Here is a 22270-nt window from a genome sequence, read left to right as displayed (position 1 = left end):
AGCAGGCTTTCCCCAAATTTGAAATGCATTCTCCTGTGGAAGCAGGCTTGCCCCGCATTTGAAATGCATTCTCCTGTGGAAGCAGGCTTGCCCCGTATTTGAAATGCATTCTCCTGTGGAAGCAGGCTTGCCCCACCTTTGAAATGCATTCTCCTGTGGAAGCAGGCTTGGCCCGCATTTGAAATGCATTCTCCTGTGGAAGCAGGCTTGGCCCGCATTTGAAATGCATTCTCCTTTGGAAGCAGGCTTGGCCCACATTTGAAATGCTTTCTCCTGTGGAAACAGGCTTTCCCCACATTTGAAATGCATTCTCCTGTGGAAGCAGGCTTGGCCCACATTTGAAATGCATTCTGCTGTGGAAGCAGGCTTGGCCCACATTTGAAATGCATTCTGCTGTGGAAGCAGGCTTGGCCCACATTTGAAATGCTTTCTCCTGTGGAAACAGGCTTTCCCCGCATTTGAAATGCATTCTTCTGTGGAAGCAGGCTTGGCCCACATTTGAAATGCATTCCTACTGTGGGAGCGGGCTTGCTCGCGAAGGCGGTTTGACAGGCGCCTGAGATCTCAACTTTGCAAGGCGGGGGCATTCACCAGATTCGCCGGCCGCTGCCCATTCAACGCCGCCAGCAGGTTCTCCACCGCACACCGCGCCATTGCTTCACGCGTCTCATGCGTCGCCGAGCCCATGTGCGGCGTCGCCACCACATTGCTCAACTGCAACAACGGCGAGTCATGGTTCAACGGCTCGCGCTCGAACACATCCAGCCCCGCCGCGCGAATACGCTTGTTGCGCAACGCCTCGATCATCGCCGTTTCATCAACCACCTTGCCGCGCGAGATATTGATGAAGATGCTCTCCGGGCGCATCAGCGCAAACTGTTCGGCGCCGATAAAGCGTTCGGTCTGCGCCGTCAGAGGCAAGGTCAGGCAAATGAAGTCGGCTTGCTGAAGCAACTCTTCGAGGCTGCGATATTGCGCTTCAAAGCGCTCCTCGACCGCCGGCTTGCGCGACTGGCTGTGGTAGATCACCGGCATGCCGAAACCGAAATGCCCGCGCTGGGCCAACGCCTCGCCGATGCGGCCCATGCCGATGATGCCCAGCGTCTTGCCATGCACATCGGTGCCGAAATGCGCCGGGCCGATATTACGGCTCCATTGCCCGCCACGGACCATGTTCGCCAGTTCGACCACACGCCGGGCAGTGGCGAGGATCAGGGCGAATCCGGTATCGGCAGTGGTTTCGGTGAGCACGTCCGGCGTGTTGGTCAGCAGAATATTGCGCCGGTCCAGATAATCGATGTCGTAGTTGTCGACCCCCACCGAAACGCTGGCAATCGCCTCCAGCTGCGGCGCCAGATCAAGCAGCGCCGCATCCAGTTTCAAGCTGGCGCCGAGCAAGCCGTGGGCGCGGGGCAGGGCATCGCGCAACTGCATGAGGCCATCGGCGGCGAGGCTTTCGATCAGCGTCACGTCAAACTGCTCTTGCAGACGCGCCATCAGCGCGGGCGAAAGTTTCTTGTACAGCACGACCTGTTTTTTCATGGCAAAAGTCCTTTCAGGAATGCGCCGGCACACGCGGGGTGACAGCGCCTTTGGCGACGACGCGATCACTGGCGCCGGGCTTGAGGAAAATCGTCAGCACCACCGACAGCAGCAGCGCGCCGCTCATCAACAGATAGGAAGCACCGGGCGAACCGGTGGAGCTGTTCAGATAGCCGACCAGATACGAGCCGCCAAAAGAACCGAGCGCGCCCATGCTGTTGATCAGCGCCATGGCGCCACCGGCAACGTTGGCCGGCAGGATTTCGGGGACGATGGCGAAGAACGGCCCGTATGGCGCGTACATGCAGGCGCCGGCAATCACCAGCAGCGTGTACGACCACCAGAAGTGTTCGGCGCCCAAGGCATACGAGCCGTAGAACGCGATGGAGGCGATCAGCAGCGGCGGCCAGACGAAGCGTTTGCGCTTCTGCAATTTGTCCGAACCCCACGACACCGCGAGCATGCCGATCACCGCCGCCAGATACGGCAGCGCCGACAGCCAGCCAGCCTCGATCATGTCCATTTGCGCGCCGGCCTTGAGGATCGACGGCAGCCACAGCACGAAACCGTAGACGCCGATGCTCCAGCAGAAAAACTGCAGCGCGAGAATGATCACCTTCGGCGAACGGAAGGCCTCGGCGTAGTTCTTCACCGCTTTGATCCCGACCTGCTCGGCGGCGAGGGCGCTTTCCAGATCGTGCTTTTCCTGCTCATTGAGCCACTTGGCCTGGGCCGGACGATCATCGGCCAGACGCCACCAGATAAACGCCCACAGCACCGCCGGCAGACCTTCAATGATGAACATCCAGCGCCAGCTGAAATGCTGTACCAGATAGCCCGAAACCACCGACATCCACAGCATGGTCACCGGGTTGCCGAGAATCAGAAAGGTGTTGGCCCGCGAGCGTTCGGCGCGGGTGAACCAATGGCACAGATACACCAGCATCGCCGGCATCACCGCCGCTTCGACCACGCCGAGCATGAAGCGAATGACGATCAGCCAATAGGCGTTGGATACCACGCCAGTCAGCGTAGCCAAACCGCCCCAGAGGATCAGGCTGACGAAAATCAGCTTCTTGACGCTGTGCTTTTGCGCGTAGATCGCGCCCGGTACCTGGAAGAAAAAGTACCCAAGAAAGAACAGCGCACCGAGCAGCGAGGACAGGCCGGGCGTGATCATCAGGTCCTCGGCCATGCCCGACGCGGCGGCAAAACCGTAATTGGCGCGGTCGAGATAGGCCAGGCTGTAAGTGATGAATACGATCGGCATGATGTACCACCAGCGGCGGGTGGCGAGGGTAGCGGTTTTCATCGGTGTGACTCCTGAGCTTGTTGTTTTTGTCGCAGCAGGTTCATTGATTTACGGTCATCAGGCGGGCCTCTTCGCGAGCAGGCTCTCTCCCACAGAGGATTGCATTCCAAATGTGGGAGCGAGCCTGCTCGCGAAGGCGGATTCAAATTCAACCGATAACTCTTGGCGGGTCGGCAACCCCTCCATATCCCCGCGACTCTGCACCGCGCGACTGCCAATCCAGTTCGCCCGCTGCACAGCCTCGGCAAAACTCTGATGCTCGAGCAGGGCGCTGATCATCCCGACGGCAAAGCCATCGCCGGCACCCACGGTATCGACCACGTTGCTCACCGGCACGCCAGCCACAAAACCCTGATCCAACTGCGTGCGGTAATAAGCGCCCGCAGGCCCGAGCTTGATCGCCACGGCCTCGGCGCCCTGATCCAGATAGAACGCAGCAATGTCGGCCGGGTCGTCGAAACCGGTGAGCAAGCGACCTTCACTCAACCCCGGCAGCACCCAGTGGGCAAGGGCGGCGAGGCGGTTGATCTGGCGGATCATCTCGCCCTCGCTGGCCCACAGGCTCGGGCGCAGATTCGGGTCGAACGACACGCTGCGCCCGGCGTTGCGCATCCGGGTCATCAGCTCGAAGGACATTTCCCGGCTGGAACCTGACAGCGCCGGCGGAATACCGGTGGCGTGTAAGTGACGGGCATTCAGCAGGTTGTCGCTGATGGACTGCGGCGACAAATGACTGGCCGCCGAACCACGACGGAAATACTCGACCTGCGGGTCGCTGCCATCGTCATTGCGTGATTTGAACTGGAAACCGGTCGGGTGATTTGTGTCGACTTCAACGTGGCTGCAATCCAGACCTTCCTTGATCAGCGTCTCGACCACGAAGCGTCCGAGCGAATCGTTACCGACCCGGCTCAGCCACGCGACGTTGAAACCCAAGCGCGACAAGCCGATCGCGACGTTGCTGTCGGCCCCGGCAATCCGTTTGTGAAACTGCTCGACCTTGGCCAGATCGCCGGTCTGCTCGGCGACGAGCATTGCCATGGTTTCACCGAAAGAAAGAATATCGATTTCAGACATGTGCTGGCTCCAGGCGCGATTGACCGAGGCGGGCGAGGGCGGCGACGTGTTCGCGGGTCAGTTGCACCAGATCATCGCCTTGCAGCGGGTACTCGGCGGCGCGCATAACGCCTTGGTCCATGTGCCGCAGCAGTTGTTCCCACAGATGCAGATCGCTGATGGCGGGGGGTACGGCGATCAGTTTGCCGTCGGCGCGGCGCGCAACGGCTTTGCAATGCACGTAACCGACATGACGACCAAGCGCGCGTGCGGCGCTGGCGGCGGACTGGTCCTGCCAATGCCAATTGCCAATGTCGAAGGTCATCTTGATCGGCAAGTTGTGCTGTTCGACGGCGGCGAAGAAACGCTGGAACGGCTCGATACGTCCGCCGTGCGAGGTCTGGTCGTTCTCCACCAGCAGTTGCACGGGACTGTGTTCGAGTCGCTCGGCCAGTGCCTGCAAATCAGAGTTGTCGGTGAAATAGCCGAGCGACACCTTCAACCATTTCGAGCCAAAAACCTGGGCCTGTTGCAGCGCGGTGATCAATTCTGGATTTGGCTGCGCCTGACCGGCCAGCCACAATTCGGTGGGTGAGGAGTAAATGCTTTGCAGACCCTGCGCCCTAGTAGCCTGAGCCAGTTGCGCCGGGTCTTCCCGGGTCAGCAATTCTTCGCGCCACTCGATGCGATTCGCCCCGGCTGCCGCGAGGATATCGATGAAAGAATCCTGCCCACGCTGGCGCACAAGCTCGGCACCGTAGCTGGACAGACTGATGGAAACGGCTGGTTTATTCATTGTTATTGACCTCTGAAACCGGTTTCATTTTTGTTCAAAAAAATATCAGATAGTTCTGTGGTGTCCTTCCGGGCGTCTTCGCGAGCAGGCTCGCTCCCACATTTGGAATGCGCTCACCTGTGGGAGCTGGCTTGCCAGCGAAAGCGTCAGATCAGACACCGCCAACCTCTCGGGTCGACCCACGCTCAACCAGCATCGGCGCAAAATCCACCATCCGTGCCACTTCATCATCTCCGCGCAAGCGCTTGAGCAAACACTCGAACGCTCGTGCGCCTATCTCTTGCGTCGGCTGCGCCAGCGCAGTAATCCCGCTGCCCACCAGCGGATACCAATCCAGATCGTCCAGGGCGATCAGCCCGACATCCTCGAACAAGCGCACACCGAGTGCGCGCAACGCGTGAGTCGCCGCCAGCGCCGCCACGCCATTGGCGCAGAACAGTGCTTTCGGACCGTCAACGTGGGTGTTTAAAAAAGTTTGAAGTTGCGCCTTCAGATCATCGCCTGTTTCCAGCACCGCCCCGGTCAGGGCCGAGCGTTGGGCAATCTGCGCTTGAAAACTGCTGACCCGTTCGATCCGCGAACTGGTGCCGTCAAACGGTTCGGTCACCAGCAATAAATCCCGATATCCGCGCTGCTCAAGGTGCGCGAGCGCCATCTCTACGGCTTGCGAGTTGTTCAGTCCGACCATGTCGCTGTCCAGCCCGTCCACTTTGCGATCCACCAGCACCAGCGGCATCTCGCGGCGCAGCTCATGCAGTTCGTCCCGGTGATGGCCCAGCGTGTTCACGATCAGCCCTTCGATGTTGTACGAGCGCAACAGCGCCAGGTGCTGGCGTTCCTGCTCGTCATCGCGGTCGGTGTTGCACACCACCAGGCTGTAGCCGTGCGCACGGCAGGCGGTTTCCACCCCGTGCATCACGGCAATCGAATAAGGGTTGCGGATATCGGCCACCAGCATGCCGATCAGCCGAGTGCGCCCGCGTTTCAGACCACGGGCCATTTGGTTGGGGCGGTAACCGAGTTCATCAATCGCCTGCTCGATGCGCCGGGCAATGGCATCGGAGAGCAGGGCGCGGTCATCGCCGATGAAGCGCGAGACGCTGGCCTTGGACACACCGGCGCGCTCGGCAACATCAAGCATGGTCACGCGGCTGCGCTGGGCGGCGGAGAAGTCGTTCACGGTATGAAACCTTGTTATTGGATTTATAGGCCCAGGCAGAGCCTGAAACCGGTTTCAGGAGACACCAGAAACAATTCGGTCGTCAAGTAAATGATCAGGGGGTTGCCCTACGTTACCGACGGGCGGGTGATTGCCTACCCGAACAAACCGGCGGCAATATTGATCGAAAAGCCCAGAATCGCAGTGTTGAACACAAAACCGATCAGCGACTGCGCCAGTACGATTTTGCGGATGCCCCGCGTCGCTACGCCTACGTCCGATGTTTGAACTGCAACGCCAATCGTGAACGAGAAGTACAGGAAGTCCCAGTAATTGGGAGTGGTCAGCCCTTCGGCGAAACGCAGCGCCGGCTCTTTGCCGTCCCAGGTGTAAAACAATCTGGCGTAGTGCACACAGAAGATCACACCTATCAGCAGCCATGAGCCGGTCACTGTCAGCGCTGTGAACCCGTAGTGCATGAGTTTGCGTGAGGTTTCCAGGTCTTTGCTGCCGGCGAGTTCAAGGGTGATGGTGGCGAGACTGGCCAACGCGGCAATGCACACCACAAACAGCACCAGCCCGGCGTTCTCGTCTTCGACTTCGGCGATGCGTCGCACGTCCGGTGCCTTGGCGCGAATGGTCAGCCAGAACATCAGGATCAGGTATGTCCAGACACCGACGTTCCAGCCAATGAGGATTTTGCTGACGATGGAATCGGCCGGGACCAACAGGCCGGTGGCGAAGCCGAGCAAGGCGGCAGCGGAAAGGCGAGGGTGGGTGCGGGCGAGGAAGCGCATGGTGACTCACGTCGGTGAACTGTCAGTGCACCATAGCGCAGGCGATCCGGCTTTTGTAGGAGCTGCCGAAGGCTCGGGCCGTGATCGGACGATCTTTCGACTTTAGCTTTTCAAGATCAAAAGATCGCAGCCTCGTTGCACTCGACAGCTCCTACATTTGGATCAGTGAGGTTTGCTGAATCGCTGTACGAGTTTCATCACTACGACGAAGAAGACTGGCACGAAGATCACCGCCAGCGTTGCCGTAATCATCCCACCGATCACGCCAGTGCCGATCGCCTGTTGGCTGGCCGAACTGGCGCCGGTGGCGATGGCCAACGGCACCACACCGAGAATGAACGCCAGCGATGTCATCACGATCGGCCGCAGACGCAAACGCGCGGCCTGCAACGTAGCATCGATCAGATCGTGACCTTCGTCATACAAGCTCTTGGCGAACTCGATGATCAGGATCGCGTTCTTCGCCGACAGACCAATGATGGTGATCAGTCCGACCTTGAAGAACACGTCGTTGGGCATGCCGCGCAGTGTCACGGCGAGTACGGCGCCGAGCACACCAAGCGGGACAACGAGCAATACCGAAGTCGGGATCGACCAGCTTTCGTACAGCGCTGCCAGACACAGGAACACCACCAACAGCGACAAACCAAGCAGAATCGGCGCCTGATTGCCTGACAGGCGTTCCTGCAACGACAAACCGGTCCACTCCTGGCCCAGACCTTTCGGCCCCAGCGCAACCAGTCGTTCGACTTCCGCCATGGCCTCACCAGTGCTGTGCCCGGCTGACGGCTCGCCGGAAATCGCAATCGCCGGATAACCGTTGTAGCGGGTCAACTGCGCCGGCCCTTGAATCCAGTTGGCCTGAACGAATGCCGACAGCGGCACCATGTTTCCGGCGTTGTTGCGCACATGCATTTTCAGCAAGTCATCCACCTGACTGCGCTGATCACCTTCGGCTTGCACGACCACCCGCTGCATGCGGCCCTGATTGGGGAAGTCATTGATGTAGCTCGAACCCACCGCAGTGGACAGCACGTTGCCGATGTCGGCGAACGAAACGCCCAAGGCGTTAGCCTGTTTGCGGTCGACGATCAGTTGCACCTGTGGCGCTTCGGCCAGTGCGCTTTCACGGACGTTCATCAATATCGGGCTTTTCTCCGCTGCGGCGAGCAGTTCCGTACGCGCCTGCATCAACGTCGCATGGCCCAGGCCGCCGCGATCCTGCAAACGGAACTCGAAACCGCTGGACGTGCCGAGGCCGTCCACCGGAGGCGGCAGTACCGAGAACGCCATGGCGTCCTTGATCTGGCTCAGTGCAGCGTTGGCACGATCGGCGATCGAGCTGGCGGCATCGTCACTGCCACGTTCCGACCAGTCCTTGAGCGTCGAAAACGCCAGCGCTGCGTTCTGCCCGCTACCGGAGAAACTGAAACCCAGGATCACTACGCTGTCACTGATTCCCGGTTCACCGGCGTTGTGCGCCTCGAGCTGTTCGGCCACCTGCACAGTGCGGTTCTTGGTCGCGCCGGGTGGCAGCTGGATATCGGTGATGGTGTAACCCTGATCTTCCGTGGGCAGAAACGAGGAGGGCAGGCGCGCAAAACAGATTCCGAGTCCAATCAGCAGGACCACGTAGATCATCAGATAGCGACCCGTACGCTTGAGCGCATAGCCGACCCAGCCCTGATAGCGATCGGTCAATTGCTCAAATCGGCGATTGAACCAGCCGAAAAATCCGGACTTCTCGTGATGTTGACCCTTCGCGACAGGCTTGAGCAATGTTGCGCACAAGGCCGGCGTCAACGTCAGGGCGAGGAACGCCGAGAATAGAATCGAGGTGGCCATGGACAGCGAGAACTGTTGGTAGATCACCCCGACCGAGCCCTGCATGAATGCCATCGGAATAAACACTGCGACCAGCACCAGCGTAATGCCAATGATCGCTCCGGTGATCTGCGTCATCGCCTTGCGCGTGGCTTCCTTGGGCGACAAGCCCTCGCTGGCCATGATCCGCTCAACGTTCTCAACCACGACGATGGCGTCGTCCACAAGAATGCCGATCGCCAGCACCATGCCGAACATGGTCAGCACGTTGATCGAGAAGCCCAGCGCCAGCATGGTCGCGAACGTGCCCATCAGCGCCACCGGCACCACCAATGTCGGGATCAGCGTGTAGCGCACGTTTTGCAGGAACAGGAACATCACCGCAAACACCAGCAGCATCGCTTCGCCAAGGGTGTAGATCACTTTAGTGATCGAGACTTTGACGAAGGGCGAAGTGTCGTAAGGAATCTTGTACTCCACGCCGGCCGGGAAGTAGCGCGCCAGCTCGTCCATTTTCGCCCGCACCAGTGTCGCGGTGTTCAGCGCGTTGGCGCCTGGAGAAAGCTGCACGCCAACGGCGGTGGACGGTTTGCCGTTGAGGCGTGTACCGAACTGATATTCCTGACTGCCGATCTCCACTCGCGCGACATCACCGATGCGCACCGTGGAGCCATCGCGATTGGCCTTGAGCACGATGTCGGCGAATTCCTCCGGCGTCGACAACTGGCCTTTGACCAGAATCGTCGCAGTGATTTCCTGCGTGGACGGCGACGGCAGATCACCGATGCTACCCGCTGAAACCTGAGCGTTCTGCGCAACGATGGCTTCGTTGACATCGGCCGGCGTCAGGTTGAACGCGATCAGCTTCTGCGGATCGATCCAGATGCGCATGGCCCGTTCGGCGCCGTACAACTGCGCCTTGCCGACACCATCCAGACGCTTGATCTCGTTCATCACGTTGCGCGCCAGGTAATCGCTGAGCGCCACGTCATCGAGCTTGCCGTCGCTGGAGGTCAGGGTGATCAGCAACAGAAAGCCGGACGAGACTTTTTCGACCTGCAACCCTTGCTGATTGACCGCTTGCGGCAGGCGCGACTCGACCACCTTGAGGCGGTTTTGCACATCGACCTGCGCCAGTTCCGGGTTGGTGCCGGGCTGGAACGTGGCTTTGATCGTCGCGCTGCCAAGGCTGCTTTGCGATTCGAAATAGAGCAAGTGATCGGCGCCGTTGAGCTCTTCCTCGATCAGGCTGACCACGCTTTCATCGACGGTTTGCGCGGAGGCGCCGGGATACACGGCGTAGATTTCGATCTGCGGCGGTGCGACGTCGGGGTATTGCGCGACCGGCAACTGCGGAATGGCCAGCGCACCGGCCAACAGTATGAACAGGGCGACCACCCAGGCGAACACCGGACGGTCGATAAAGAACTGCGGCATATTAAAGCGTCCTGCTTACTGACCAGTGGTCTGGGCAAGTGGAAGAGGGGTTTCGTCGATCTGCACCTTTTCCCCGGGACGGGCGTGTTGCAGGCCTTCGATAACGATGCGGTCGCCGGACTTGAGGCCGCCGGTGACGATCCAGCGATTGTTCTGCACTGCGCCCAGTTGCACTGGTTTCTCCGCAACGCGCATTTGCTCATCGACGGTCAGTACCTGGGCGATGCCGGCGCTGTCGCGTTGTACGGCGCGTTGCGGCACGGTGATGCCGTTCTGGATGGTCGCTTGCTCAAGACGTACGCGGATGAAGCTGCCAGGCAGCAGATCGAGATCCGGATTGGGAAATTCGCTGCGCAGGATGATCTGGCCAGTACCAGGATCGACAGTGATATCGCTGAACAGCAGCTTGCCGGGCAATGGATACACGCTACCGTCATCCTGAATCAGCGTGGCCTTCGCCTGATCCTGACCGACTTCCTGCAACTGCCCGGAACGGAACGCTCGGCGCAGTTCATTGAGCTCGCGAGTTGACTGGGTGAGGTCGGCATGAATCGGGTTGAGCTGCTGGATCAGCGCCAGTGGCGTGGTTTCGTTCTGCCCCACCAGCGCACCTTCGGTGACCAGCGCGCGGCCGATGCGGCCGGAGATTGGTGCGGTCACGGTGGCATAACCGAGGTTCAGTTTCGCCCGTTCCAGCGCTGCTTTGCTGGCGGCGACATCAGCGGCGGTCTGCCGGGCAGCGGCGCGAGCGTTGTCGTAGTCCTGACCGCTGATGGCCTGGTCCTCGATCAACTGCGCATAGCGTTGTTCTTGCAGTTTCGCCTGAAAAGCGTTGGCCTCGGCTTTGCGCAGCGCGGCTTCAGCACTGTCCAGATCAGCCTTGAACGGTGCAGGGTCGATGCGGAACAGCACGTCACCCTTTTTAACGTCGCTGCCTTCGCGATAGGTGCGCTGCAACACCACGCCCGCCACTCGCGCACGCACTTCGGCAATCCGTGGCGCGGCGATGCGCCCGCTCAGTTCGCTGCTGATCGACAATGGCTGGGTTTTGACGGTCTCGACGCGCACGGTGGCCGGCGGCGTCTGCTCTTCGGCGTTCGAGGATGAATCACAAGCGCTCAGCGTCAGCGCCAATGCGATCAGGCCGAGCCCGGCCAGCAGTTTTCCAGACATGTACAACCCCCAATATTGAAGGCCGCATCCTACGGCCAGACGGGGAGGTTAGCGGTGAAGCTTTGTAGCTGCTGTGTGAAATTGTGTAAGGGTTTTGCTCGGTGGTGCGCGAGGGCGTATATCCTGCAGGCCTTGAAATTTATTGCGACAGTTCGATCGCTTTCGCGAGCAGGCTCGCTCCCACAGGAGATCGCATTTCAATGTGCGAGCGAATGAGCCCTGACTGTCGCCCCAGCATTTTCTGGAACACCCCATGCCCAACATCCTCCTGGTCGAAGACGACACCGCCCTCGCCGAACTGATTTCAAGCTACCTGGAGCGCAACGGTTATTCCGTCAGCGTCATCGGCCGTGGCGACCATGTGCGCGAACGGGCGCGGATCAGTCCGCCGGATCTGGTGATCCTCGACCTCATGCTGCCGGGCCTAGACGGCTTGCAGGTGTGTCGCTTGCTGCGTGCCGATTCGGCGACACTGCCGATCCTGATGCTGACCGCTCGCGATGACAGCCATGATCAAGTGCTGGGCCTGGAAATGGGCGCTGACGATTACGTCACCAAACCCTGCGAGCCCCGGGTGCTGCTGGCGCGGGTGCGCACGCTGTTGCGGCGCAGCAGCCTCGGCGAGCCGCTGGCGGTCAATGACCGGATCGTCATGGGCAATCTGTGCATTGATCTGTCCGAGCGCACCGTGACCTGGCGTGATCAAGCGGTTGAACTGTCCAGCGGCGAATACAATTTGCTGGTGGTGCTGGCCCGACATGCCGGCGAAGTGCTGAGTCGCGATCAGATTCTGCAGCGGCTGCGCGGTATCGAATTCAACGGTACCGATCGCTCGGTGGACGTGGCGATTTCCAAGCTGCGGCGCAAATTCGATGATCACGCCGGCGAGGCGCGCAAGATCAAGACCGTGTGGGGCAAGGGCTATCTCTTCAGCCGCTCCGAGTGGGAATGCTGAGCTGATGTTTCGCATCCTGTTTCGCCTGTACCTGGTGACCATCGTCTCCTATAGCGCGGCGATCTATCTCGTGCCGGATCTGGTCGTGATGGTCTTTCGGGATCGCTTCGTCACTTACAATCTGGAGTTCTCCAGAGGTCTGCAATCGCTGATCACCAAGCAGTTTCATGCCGCGCCGCAAGAGCAGTGGCCGGCGATTGCGGCCTCGATGGACAAGGAATTCCAGCCGCTGCACATCGTCCTGACGCCAATCGACGACCCGGTGTTCACGCCCATCGAGCAGGAACGTCTGCACCGTGGTGAAAACGTCGTGCGCATCGGCGATTGGGGCTGGCGCACCCTGGCGGTAACGCCGCTGAATGCGGACATGGCCGTGCGTATGGTCGTGCCGCCGGATCCGGTCGACGTTGATCTGTTGTATTGGAGCATCAACGTGCTGATCGGCGCCATGTTGCTCGGCTGCCTGCTGCTCTGGTTGCGCCCACACTGGCGCGATCTGGAGCGCCTGAAAAGCACCGCCGAACGCTTCGGCAAGGGCCACTTGAGCGAGCGGACCAAAATCGCGCCGAGCTCGAACATTGGCAGTCTCGCCAACGTGTTCGACACCATGGCCGGCGATATCGAAAACCTGCTCAACCAGCAACGTGATCTGCTTAACGCTGTTTCCCACGAACTGCGTACGCCGCTGACACGTCTGGATTTCGGCTTGGCGCTGGCGTTGTCCGAAGACTTGCCGGCCGCCAGCCGCGAGCGCCTGCAGAGTTTGGTCGCGCATATTCGTGAGCTGGATGAATTGGTGCTGGAGTTGCTTTCCTACAGCCGCTTGCAGAATCCGGCGCAATCGCCCGAGCGCATCGAGGTGTCGCTGGATGAGTTCATCGACAGCATTCTCGGTAGTGTCGACGAGGAGCTGGAATCGCCGGAGATAGTGATTGACGTTCTGCTGCACGGTCAGCTCGAACGCTTCGCGCTGGATCCACGCCTGACCGCCCGGGCCATTCAAAACCTGTTGCGCAATGCCATGCGCTATTGCGAAAAACGCATTCAGATTGGCGTGCGGGTTATTGCCGGTGGATGTGAAATCTGGGTCGACGACGATGGCATCGGCATTCCTGACGACGAGCGTGAGCGGATTTTTGAACCGTTCTATCGGCTCGATCGCAGCCGTGATCGCGCGACGGGTGGATTCGGCCTCGGTTTGGCGATAAGCCGCCGTGCGCTGGAAGCGCAGGGCGGCACACTAACCGTTGAGAGTTCGCCGCTGGGCGGGGCGCGATTCAGGCTGTGGTTGCCGGCAATGGCCTGAATCTTTAACGGACATCTGATGATTGAATCAGGCCGACGCCAGCCTCTTGCATCCGCGTTATGGCGGCTGCCAGCGAACCTTCCAGATCAATCGCCCGACAGGCATCCAGCACCACAAAGACATTCAATCCCGCCGCACGCGCGTCCAGCGCGGAAAACATCACACAGAAATCCAGCGCCAGGCCGACCACGTAAACGGTGTCGACACCGCGCTCTTTTAGATAACCCGCAAGACCTGTGGTGGTGCTTCGGTCTGCTTCGAGAAAAGCCGAGTAGCTGTCGATGTCGGGATTGCAGCCCTTGCGGATGACCAATTGCGCGTGCGGCAAATCCAGTTCCGGATGAAATTCAGCGCCTTCGCTGGCTTGCACACAATGATCGGGCCACAGGGTTTGTGCGCCGTACGGTAATTCAATGACGTCGTAGGGCTGGCGCCCGGGATGGCTGGACGCAAACGAGATATGCCCGCTCGGGTGCCAGTCCTGAGCTATGACGACTTGCCTGAACTGGCGCGCGAGCCGGTTGATCAGCGGCACAATCCGGTCACCTTCTGGCACCGGTAATTTCCCGCCGGGAATGAAGTCGTTTTGAACGTCGATGACGAGTAATGCAGCGCGGGACGAAATGGGCACGGGTAAATCTTCCTGGGAATAAAACCTCGGCCAGTTTAGCAGGGCTCCTGTCAGCCGCTGGTCTGCAGCACGCACTGCTGGGTTTTACTGTCCCAGACCTGGCCTTTCGGGCATTCGGGCTTTTTCACGGCATCGCTTTCATCGACGGCGAAAACAGCAGGGCTGGACAGGGCGGCGACCAGCAGCGGGACGGCGAACAGTATTTGTCGAATATTCATGGTCAATCTCCACTTTCATCGGCTCGGAGCAGAAGTTGTTGTTCTCCTTTGCAGTGACTGTTCAGTTCTGCGGAAGATTCAAAGTTCTGCAGCGGGCCATTGACTTGTCATCCGCCGGCAGGCTAATTTCCAGTCCATGACTTTCACCGTATCGCGCTGCCAGCCAAGCATTATTACCGCCATTCCTCATTTGGCGGGCTAGCTCACGACTGCAGCACCCAACCCGCCCTAGAGGCGGGTTTTTACTTTCTGTCTCCGGGGTTCTGAAAAATGTCAGGAGACGACCATGCCGCACAGCCCCGACCAGCAAGCACTGCTTGAGCGTTACGTGAAAAAGATTCTGGCCGCGCCGGTTTACGACATTGCGGTGCGTACGCCGTTGCAGCCTGCTCCGGCGCTGTCGGAAGCCTTAGGCAATCGGGTCCTGCTCAAGCGCGAAGATCTGCAACCGACGTTCTCTTTCAAGATCCGTGGTGCTTACAACAAACTCGTGCAACTGAGCGATGAGCAGAGAGCGCGGGGAGTGATCACGGCATCGGCGGGTAATCACGCGCAGGGTGTAGCGCTGGCGGCACGGGAATTGGGCATTGCCGCGACGATCGTCATGCCGTCTACCACCCCTGAGCTCAAAGTGCTCGGCGTGCGCAGTCGCGGTGCCGAAGCACTGCTGCATGGCGAAAGCTTCCCGTTTGCTCTGGCCCATGCGTTGCATTTGGCCGAACAGACCGGATGCACGTTTGTTTCACCGTTCGATGATCCTGACGTGATCGCCGGACAAGGCACTGTGGCGATGGAAATCCTGCGCCAGCATCAAGGCGCGCTGGACGCGATCTTCATCCCGGTCGGCGGCGGAGGTTTGATCGCAGGTATCGCGGCCTACGTCAAATACCTGCGTCCGGAAGTGCGGATCATCGGCGTCGAATCCGAACATTCGGCATGCCTGCAAGCGGCTTTGAGTGCGGACGAGCGGGTGGTTCTGCCGAGCGTTGGTACCTTTGCCGATGGCGTAGCGGTTGCGCAGATCGGCGCGTATGGCTTCGAGGTGTGCCGCTTCTGCGTAGATGAGGTGATAACGGTCAGCAATGACGAACTCTGCGCCGCGATCAAGACTATCTACGACGATACCCGTTCGATCACAGAACCGTCGGGGGCACTGGCCGTGGCGGGGATCAAGCAGTACGTGGCGCGCAATGGGGTTCGCGATCAGACATTCGTCGCCATCGACTCCGGGGCCAACATCAACTTCGACAGCCTGCGCCATGTCGCCGAACGCGCCGCTGCTTGCGGCGTGCCCGCGTAATGGCGATCAGGGCAGCAACGGGCGCAGAAACGTGCGCTCGTAACTGACGATGAACTTCTTCTCGACCAGATCGGCCACCAGTGCGGTGCTTTCGGGGTCGGTCATTGCAATATGTCGATAGCTTTCGTAATCGGCCAGTGATGGAAAACTGAACAGACAATAAGCAATGTTGCTGGCGCCTTCCGAGGGGAGAAAGTAGCCGTGATGCGTACCGCCCAAGCGCTCAACGATGTCGAGCCACGCTTTGGCATAAGCTTCGAAAGCGGGCAACTGATAGGGATCGATCACATATCTGACGTGGCAAGTAATCAAGGGCTGGGCTCCGGTTATTCCTGCAGGGCGGTGCCGACTTTGTCCGACGCCGACCAGATGCGATAACGCACCTCTACGTCCGAAGGCGCGTACACCACGACTGGCAACTTGCTGTTGTAACGCAACATGAAGCCATCACCGACGACCGGAACGAAAGCGCGCTTTTTCTGGCTGCCAGGCGGGCAGGCCATCATCGTGCTCATCGGGCCGATGACCTTTTCCATGCGATAGAACGGATAGCCCCAGCCTTGCAAATTCTTTTCATCGAGCACACCGCCCAGACGCTGGCGATTGCAATCCACTTCGAGGGTTCTGCCGGCGAGAATTTCAACCTGGAAATTCTCTTCCTGCTCTTGCTTGGGCAGATGGATGACTTGTCGGGTAAACCCGGCTTCGGCTTTGGGATACGGCGCGATGTCTTCGAGCTTGGCGGCGTGGGCGAGGGTGGAAAGGTTGGCGATCAACAGGCCGGTGATAGCGCAAACGCTTAAGGAATTCATGGAGGCCTCCGTGCGGGTTGAATTGCAATGGGAGACATTCTTGCCGTCATAGTCTGCGAAAGCAAATTTGCCCGGAGATTGCAGATTGCAGGGGGCGGGTGGTCGATTCATGCATTTTGCAAATAGCAGGATACTGGCCACATTTCCAAGTGCTTGATTTTGAAGGGAGCAAAACGAACCGATCAAAGGCACGTTTTGTGCGTTCTTTTGGTGAGGCGCACAGGATTTGGGCGCCTACACTCCAATGGGCATTTCGCAGTACCACCACTTGCCGCACCAGGGAAACAGCGGGGGCACACCCGTAAAGGCGCAGCAGAGGGTCAGCGTGAATACTTGATTGGCAATCGCACAGAAAGGAGAGGGTTCGCCATGTTTTTATCTGCCTTGGAATTACGCAATATCATTGAAAGCAGCTTCCTGCCGAAACGCTGCCAGTGCACGTTGACACCAGACTTGTCGATGTCCGTCAAAGTATTTGGCGACCATCGAACCGACCAAGCCGATCTCTACGTCAGTGGAATCGACGCCAGCCGCCTGAACAGCTGCCGTGAAATCAACAACTTGGTCGCAGGCCTGCGATCCGATCTCGCGCAACAGACCACGATACATCAAACCAGCGCTCGTTCTCGAGCCGTTTAACCCACCGTCTCACCCAGTTCGACCGCCACGCGCCGGGCCTGCACGAAACCAAGGCCCAGCGCGAACTCGACCAGCACCGCGAGCAAGATCCCGGGGCCGGCATGGCCATTGAGCCATTCGCCAAAACCCAACGCCGCCAAACCGAAACAGCCGACGATGAAACCATTACTCAGCGCACTGCGTGCCACTGACGGCGGAGCATTGCGCAGCAAATAAAACATCACCCCCAACGCCGCAAACAGCACCGCGCTGCGCCTTGCGACTACGCCAGTGCCTTCCGAGTAGCCAATGCTCCAGATCGCCAGCAACACCTCCGGAAAAAATCCCCAGACCAGCGCCAGCAAAAAACACAGGATGGAAGTGAAGCTCGACAACGTGCGGAACGACAACTGCATGGCCAATCCTTGCGGCAGTAGGGAAGGCTCCGAGCATACGCGTCGAAACCACCCCACGCCTATGGCCAACCGGAAAATCAGAAGCGTCTGTCAGTTCTGCTGACTGCATGCGTCAGATAATTTCCTGTAACTGATTTGTGCGGGCTTGCCGGTGTTGTCGATGTATTTCATGTCGGCGGTGATGACTTTGCACTTGAGGGTCGGCGGTTCGGTTAGCGAGAGTACCTTCGCCACGTGTAGTGGCATGCCGTATTGGTAGGGTGCTTGATTCGATGTGGCGGAGGTGTCGTTGGCTTGGGCCAGTGCGGCGTATGAGCAGCAGGCGAGGATGGCGGTGAGCAGGAAGGGACGAATGTTCATGAGAGGACTCCAGCGTAACGGATAGGCGCCCGGCATGAAGCCGGACGAGCCTGCCGCAGTCGGTTTCAGCGCGATGCCTGAGCGGAACAGTACTGTAGAGTCTTTGATTTGAGGATTAAGGGGGGGTAATTGGACTAATTAGGCTGAATAGATCGGGGATCAAGCGGTAAGCACATTTAACCAAAGATATTTGCATTGAAGCGATTGCCGATCAGCCATAACCAGGAGCGATGATCCTGATTATGGCTCTCAAGTAGTACGCGTCCTAACTCATTATTGATTAAAGCGAATTAACGACTCAGTTTTTCGGGAAAAAAGGACAGCGGAGGATGTGTTGCGGCCCATTTCTTCGTTTGCTCGTGCGCTTCGGAAATTTGTGCGGGTGTCAACTTGGCTGCAATGAGAGGGAGTTTGTATTCAACGTTTTCTTGCATTCCACCCCCGCCGTTCAGAATACTTAAGGATGAAACTAGTGAATAGCCTTTAACGGGGTCATATGGAAATCCATATGTGTCGGGCTCATGAGCAAGATATGAGCCATATCCATACACCGATTCCGCATAACCTGCTATCGCTGCTTGCTCATTCCAGTGTCTAAAACCTTCAAGATCTCCGCTTTCGAAAAGAAGAGCCGCATACTCCATCATGGAACGCGGATTTCCTGCTTCAGCGGACAGTTTGAACCATTTTTTTACTTCTTCTGTTCGTTTCCAAGGTAAGAAAAAGCCATCACCTTGCTTATAAGATACCGCCAGCCAGTACTGGGCCTGATCGTCACCCGCAATAGCTGCTTTTTCAAGCCACTGATCGTCTAGGGTGATTTCATACATAATGTACATTGCTTCAGCGTTACCGCTTTTTGCTTTCTCTATAGCCTGTTTCTTGGCTTCGTTCAGCCACTCGATCGGATCTTTCTGAGGTGGTTTGCAGTCGCGAGTGATATCGCATAGGTCTTTTTCACTCCGTCCTAGCTGAATCATGGCGTATAGGTTGCCTTGATTAGCCGACGCCTCATACCAAGCCCTAGCTTCGGAGCTCATGTAGTGATTTTTTTTTCTAAGCACTTCCGCTAACAAATATTGAGCTTCACTATCTCCTGCCTCCGATGCGATCAATAAAAAAGGCTTGGCAGACTCGGTCTTCAATTGATTATAAAGGACAATGCCATGGTTTTTGGCCTGCTCTTGGCGTGGAGCGAGCTCTGCCAGAGAGGAGCTAGCATAAGTGAGGAATATAATTACTGAGAATAGTGAGCGCAGCCACATATGTTTGTCTCTTTAATTAATTAATTAATGGGTGGTCGGAATAAATTTAGCCACACCTGCTGGTACGTATGTTCGTCCTTGATATTGGCTGCGCTGGCAAGTTCCGTCACGTTTTGCGCCTAACAATTTGACATGATCTTTATAGCGCGTTCGCATTTCCTCCCCTGAGGGAACAGTAAGGCGAAGGACTGCCTCAGTCATGAAATTATCAAGCGCCAAACGGTTTTCGCAATATTTCTCCTCAGCATTAGCTGGCTTCATTCCAAACTTATTCATGCACATGCAAATTTGCTCAAATTGATACTGAGCTTGTTCGATTGAATTTTTCTTGGTTGCACTTTTTACAATCCAGCCGAGAATGCGCTCAATGGCCTGCTGCTGAACTAGGTGCGCTTGGTCACTGTCATATTTGCGCTCTTTTTTATCAGTTTTATCTGAGTTATTCGAATAATTTACAGAGAAATCATCAGGTGGGCTAATGAGTGTCATCAATAATGGTCCGAGCGCGCCTGGAATCGCATTGATGCACCATTCCTCAAGCTCCTCCACTGGATCATAAAACATGATCGTATCAGCAATAGATCCGCCTTTGCCTGTCGCAGTCAAGCTCTCATAAAGCGTCATCACCGCATCAGCGCCCATAAGATAAATCATCCGAATGTCAAAACCGCCAATGGCCAGCGTATTTAATTTTGAAAGGTACGCATAGGTTTCGTCTTCAATCACAAAGTAAGGGTTCTGTTTGTTTTTATATAGTTCTCTACGGAACATGTTAAGCAGCTCGGTGACGGCATCGTAGCCGACTTCGAACTTGAAGGAGCCACCAACGCCTGGGCCGGCGATCAACGCTGCCTTTAGCACCAGAATCAGACGGCCCTCGTGCAGGGAAATACTCGCCTCAGCCCTCGCTCCGAGACCGGCAGCGGCATTGAGTTCCACAGTCAAACGCGCAAGGCTGAACCATTCGCTGGCTTTCATTCCGGCAGATTTTCCGGAAACGGGCGCTTTGGTTAGCAAGGCTACTTCGCCGGGTGGTGCCCAATTTAGCGCTCCGGTGACCATTATCCCGGTTTGCAGACCGGCGAATAGATTAAATGCGGCTTTCGCGCCATCCTGTATCTGTAGCGTTTCAGGAGCTTTTTTAATCTGTCCACTTTTTTCAGTTCTCGCGTAGCTGCGCTTATCTGGGTTGCGCACAACCGGTTCCGGAGGAGCTAAATGGAACCCAGCGTTGCTGACATCCAATGCAATTTCCGAAGAAAGCAACAATGATGCTCCTGCATAGCCCCAAGCCTTCGCGCCTAAATAGAGCGAAAAACGTCCAAGATTCATCTTTTGCTGTATGTCTTCTGCATTTCGGTAGGTGATGACAATATCTTTCGCGCTGGCACGATCTGGCAAGTCGACTTTAAAAAGCTCGACCTCGCCTCTGGCAAGATCAACGGCAAAAGTAGCCTTGGCGGAGGCTTGGAATCCTTCGGCCAGAGTCCAGTCCGGCCCCTCTACTTTTGTCGATGAATGGATAGTTTCCGTGGTGGAGGGCATTAGGCAACGAACCAACTGGGCTTGCGGTGTGATGTCGAAAATGCGGAATGTCTTGCGTACGTTGTCCTTGAACAACACTTGCTGCAATCGGTCCCCCCATTCTTTACGGGTACCAGCGTTCTCCAGCGCAGTGACCTTGTACTTTTTGTTTTCTAGGTAGGCGTTGAATTTTTCGATTTCGAACCACCCTTCGGCTGAGAACCAATCGCTTTCCTGATCCTTGATTCTTAACGCGCCTTCGCTTTTCAGCCACTGTCCAAACAAACTCAGTTCAGTGTCCGTCGTTGCTTTTCCATCGCTATTGCCCGGACGCTTCATCAGATCTTTGACCTTGGCGCCAACTTTCTTCCAGTCATCCTTAACGGTTTGTTTGAGTCGTGGCAGCGAATACATGCTGAGATAGGTCAGCGGTTTTTTCAGGCTGTCCGCCATACTCATCTCGGCCAGCGGAAAGCCGTTTTTGATCAAGCGCTCTTCAGGTCTTGCCTGAAATTGCTCTGGCTCCCACAGCAGGTGACGGCGAACAATTGCCGTTTCCACATTGCTCTCAGCCTGAAGTCGTAGTTTTTCTTTCGAAGCCTGCAAGCGGTCCCAGTCGGCACGTTCATTAGTGACCAGGTTGGTGGGCGCTTTGGCTTGTCGGCCACTTGCCTCGATCCAGCCTTTGTACTTGGCGCTGAGACGTTCATTGGTCTCTTTTTGCTCTTTCTCGAGCGCGATATATTGCTTGAACAGGTCGACTCCACTTTCGACTGCTCCGCCCTCAGAAATCAGCGCGAACTCCGGCAATGCGATTCCGTATTGTGCAACGTCGGTGATGGCCTCCAGATAAGCGCTGTAGGTCGCTTTCCTTTCCTTACGTTTGATTTCCTGGTCGCGTACATAGGTGCAGAGCATCAACTGATTGTTAGTGCCGCACATCGCGATCTCGTCGATTCGCTTTTTATCTTGAGCGAGCATCGGCGCAAGCTCTGCCGAGGTTAACGTGGTGAGATCCTTGTCCTCTAACAGCGCTTCTCGCGCTTTCAGATACTTTTGAACGGCTTCCCGGGCCGCGATGGCTTTGGGCGCATAAAGGTTGCCGCTTTCGTACGCGTAACCTTTTTCCTTAGCGGCGACGATGGCCATGCGCTTGAGCTTTTGCCATTCGCTATGCATGCCACGTACGCGGGTTGCAGCATCCCGGGCGGACATGAAATGGTTTCTTTTAAGCTGATCTTGCTCAAGGGCCGTAAGCTGAGTGGAAGAATCTTCTGGCGCCGTGGTTTTTAAGTTCTGCTGAGCCTCTAGAAGTGCTGCATCCAGATTGCTGATATTCGGATGTTGAGCTTCGATTTCTAGCATCCGTGCTTTCTCGTCACCCTCAAGAAAGTTTGCCAGTTTAGGCTCTAGGAAATACTCAAGGAGTCCCGACTCGTAGAGCCCTTTTTTCCGTTCTTCTGGAGATTTGCTTGAGCTGACCTTCTGTTCCAAGTCACTGGAAGCTTCTTTCAGGGCGGAGTTTGTCCGCTCTGGTAGTAACCAGAAGGATTCATTTTCCGTATCGTAAATTGCACTGCCATAAATGGTGGAGCAGGGCGTTTTCACTTTGTCGTGATCGCCTGGTGTGTCTTCTGGCGCTTCGGGCTGTTCACCAATATCCCGAGGCGGTTTTGCACAAGTTTCATCGTCAACTACCGCTTTTGGAGGTGCCGACTCGGTGTTAGGTGCTGCGCTGGTATTTTGTTCCATTTCGCTTCCATTCATTC

General features: G+C 57.3%; 19 protein-coding genes and 1 pseudogene. 4 read left to right on the top strand and 16 right to left on the bottom strand.

Annotated elements, in window-relative coordinates:
* Nucleotides 1-564: 564 nt before the first annotated feature.
* The 8 genes from AB4N53_RS07545 to AB4N53_RS07510 form a co-directional block, all read right to left on the bottom strand.
* Nucleotides 565-1542, bottom strand: coding sequence for a 2-hydroxyacid dehydrogenase (locus AB4N53_RS07545; RefSeq protein WP_460119487.1), 978 nt, complete (start codon nt 1540-1542; stop codon nt 565-567).
* 13 nt (nt 1543-1555) lie between these two features.
* Nucleotides 1556-2854, bottom strand: coding sequence for an MFS transporter (locus AB4N53_RS07540; RefSeq protein ID WP_460119485.1), 1299 nt, complete (start codon nt 2852-2854; stop codon nt 1556-1558).
* Between the two features lie 57 nt (nt 2855-2911).
* On the bottom strand, nt 2912-3931 hold the full coding sequence (locus AB4N53_RS07535; protein WP_460119483.1) for a sugar kinase: 1020 nt from the start codon (nt 3929-3931) through the stop codon (nt 2912-2914).
* Nucleotides 3924-4706 carry a sugar phosphate isomerase/epimerase family protein gene (locus AB4N53_RS07530; RefSeq protein WP_460119481.1) on the bottom strand — a complete coding sequence of 261 codons (783 nt, stop codon included), beginning with the start codon at nt 4704-4706 and terminating at the stop codon, nt 3924-3926. Before AB4N53_RS07530 ends, AB4N53_RS07535 begins: the two co-directional genes overlap by 8 nt.
* A gap of 151 nt (nt 4707-4857) precedes the next feature.
* A complete protein-coding gene (locus AB4N53_RS07525) occupies nt 4858-5886 on the bottom strand; it encodes a LacI family DNA-binding transcriptional regulator (protein ID WP_460119479.1) in 1029 nt (342 codons plus the stop codon).
* 134 nt (nt 5887-6020) lie between these two features.
* Complete coding sequence (locus tag AB4N53_RS07520) at nt 6021-6662, bottom strand: DUF1345 domain-containing protein (RefSeq protein ID WP_460119477.1); 642 nt, start codon at nt 6660-6662, stop codon at nt 6021-6023.
* Between the two features lie 162 nt (nt 6663-6824).
* Complete coding sequence (locus AB4N53_RS07515) at nt 6825-9923, bottom strand: multidrug efflux RND transporter permease subunit (protein WP_460119475.1); 3099 nt, start codon at nt 9921-9923, stop codon at nt 6825-6827.
* A 15-nt stretch (nt 9924-9938) separates the two neighbouring features.
* Complete coding sequence (locus AB4N53_RS07510; protein WP_460119473.1) at nt 9939-11096, bottom strand: efflux RND transporter periplasmic adaptor subunit; 1158 nt, start codon at nt 11094-11096, stop codon at nt 9939-9941.
* Between the two features lie 253 nt (nt 11097-11349).
* Here AB4N53_RS07510 and AB4N53_RS07505 point away from each other — a divergent pair, with 253 nt between their 5' ends.
* Complete coding sequence (locus AB4N53_RS07505) at nt 11350-12051, top strand: response regulator (RefSeq protein WP_016774890.1); 702 nt, start codon at nt 11350-11352, stop codon at nt 12049-12051.
* 4 nt (nt 12052-12055) lie between these two features.
* Nucleotides 12056-13357 carry an ATP-binding protein gene (locus AB4N53_RS07500; RefSeq protein WP_460119471.1) on the top strand — a complete coding sequence of 434 codons (1302 nt, stop codon included), beginning with the start codon at nt 12056-12058 and terminating at the stop codon, nt 13355-13357.
* Between the two features lie 4 nt (nt 13358-13361).
* On the opposite strand, the gene pncA is transcribed toward AB4N53_RS07500, so the two are convergent.
* Both pncA and AB4N53_RS07490 read right to left on the bottom strand, forming a co-directional pair.
* Nucleotides 13362-13988, bottom strand: coding sequence for a bifunctional nicotinamidase/pyrazinamidase (pncA, locus tag AB4N53_RS07495; protein ID WP_460119468.1), 627 nt, complete (start codon nt 13986-13988; stop codon nt 13362-13364).
* A gap of 50 nt (nt 13989-14038) precedes the next feature.
* Nucleotides 14039-14206, bottom strand: a complete 168-nt coding sequence (locus AB4N53_RS07490) for a hypothetical protein (protein ID WP_460119466.1) — start codon at nt 14204-14206, stop codon at nt 14039-14041.
* A gap of 286 nt (nt 14207-14492) precedes the next feature.
* Here AB4N53_RS07490 and ilvA point away from each other — a divergent pair.
* Nucleotides 14493-15482, top strand: a pseudogene (ilvA, locus tag AB4N53_RS07485) (threonine ammonia-lyase, biosynthetic); the annotation flags it as partial.
* A 30-nt stretch (nt 15483-15512) separates the two neighbouring features.
* Here ilvA and AB4N53_RS07480 read toward each other — a convergent pair.
* A complete protein-coding gene (locus tag AB4N53_RS07480; protein WP_056789713.1) occupies nt 15513-15818 on the bottom strand; it encodes an NIPSNAP family protein in 306 nt (101 codons plus the stop codon).
* 14 nt (nt 15819-15832) lie between these two features.
* Nucleotides 15833-16318: a serine protease inhibitor ecotin gene (gene eco / locus AB4N53_RS07475; RefSeq protein WP_460119464.1), complete on the bottom strand. Its 486-nt coding sequence runs from the start codon at nt 16316-16318 to the stop codon at nt 15833-15835.
* Between the two features lie 369 nt (nt 16319-16687).
* Here eco and AB4N53_RS07470 point away from each other — a divergent pair, with 369 nt between their 5' ends.
* Entirely contained in the window at nt 16688-16957 is a 270-nt protein-coding gene (locus AB4N53_RS07470; protein WP_460119462.1) for a DUF1652 domain-containing protein, read from the top strand.
* On the opposite strand, the gene AB4N53_RS07465 is transcribed toward AB4N53_RS07470, so the two are convergent.
* The 4 genes from AB4N53_RS07465 to AB4N53_RS07450 form a co-directional block, all read right to left on the bottom strand.
* Nucleotides 16954-17352, bottom strand: a complete 399-nt coding sequence (locus tag AB4N53_RS07465; RefSeq protein ID WP_460119460.1) for a hypothetical protein — start codon at nt 17350-17352, stop codon at nt 16954-16956. The two genes, AB4N53_RS07470 and AB4N53_RS07465, sit on opposite strands and share 4 nt — an antisense overlap.
* A gap of 90 nt (nt 17353-17442) precedes the next feature.
* The gene (locus AB4N53_RS07460; RefSeq protein WP_460119458.1) at nt 17443-17712 is read right to left on the bottom strand and encodes a DUF2790 domain-containing protein; all 270 of its coding nucleotides are present in this window, start codon (nt 17710-17712) and stop codon (nt 17443-17445) included.
* Nucleotides 17713-18002: 290 nt separating this feature from the next.
* On the bottom strand, nt 18003-18977 hold the full coding sequence (locus tag AB4N53_RS07455) for a tetratricopeptide repeat protein (protein WP_460119456.1): 975 nt from the start codon (nt 18975-18977) through the stop codon (nt 18003-18005).
* 24 nt (nt 18978-19001) lie between these two features.
* The gene (locus AB4N53_RS07450; RefSeq protein WP_460119454.1) at nt 19002-22253 is read right to left on the bottom strand and encodes a hypothetical protein; all 3252 of its coding nucleotides are present in this window, start codon (nt 22251-22253) and stop codon (nt 19002-19004) included.
* Nucleotides 22254-22270 lie beyond the last annotated feature (17 nt).

This window comes from Pseudomonas sp. H3_E04 (genome assembly GCF_054668915.1).
The sequence above is the reverse complement of the archived record's forward strand: the minus strand, read 5'-3'. Positions and strand labels throughout refer to the sequence as shown.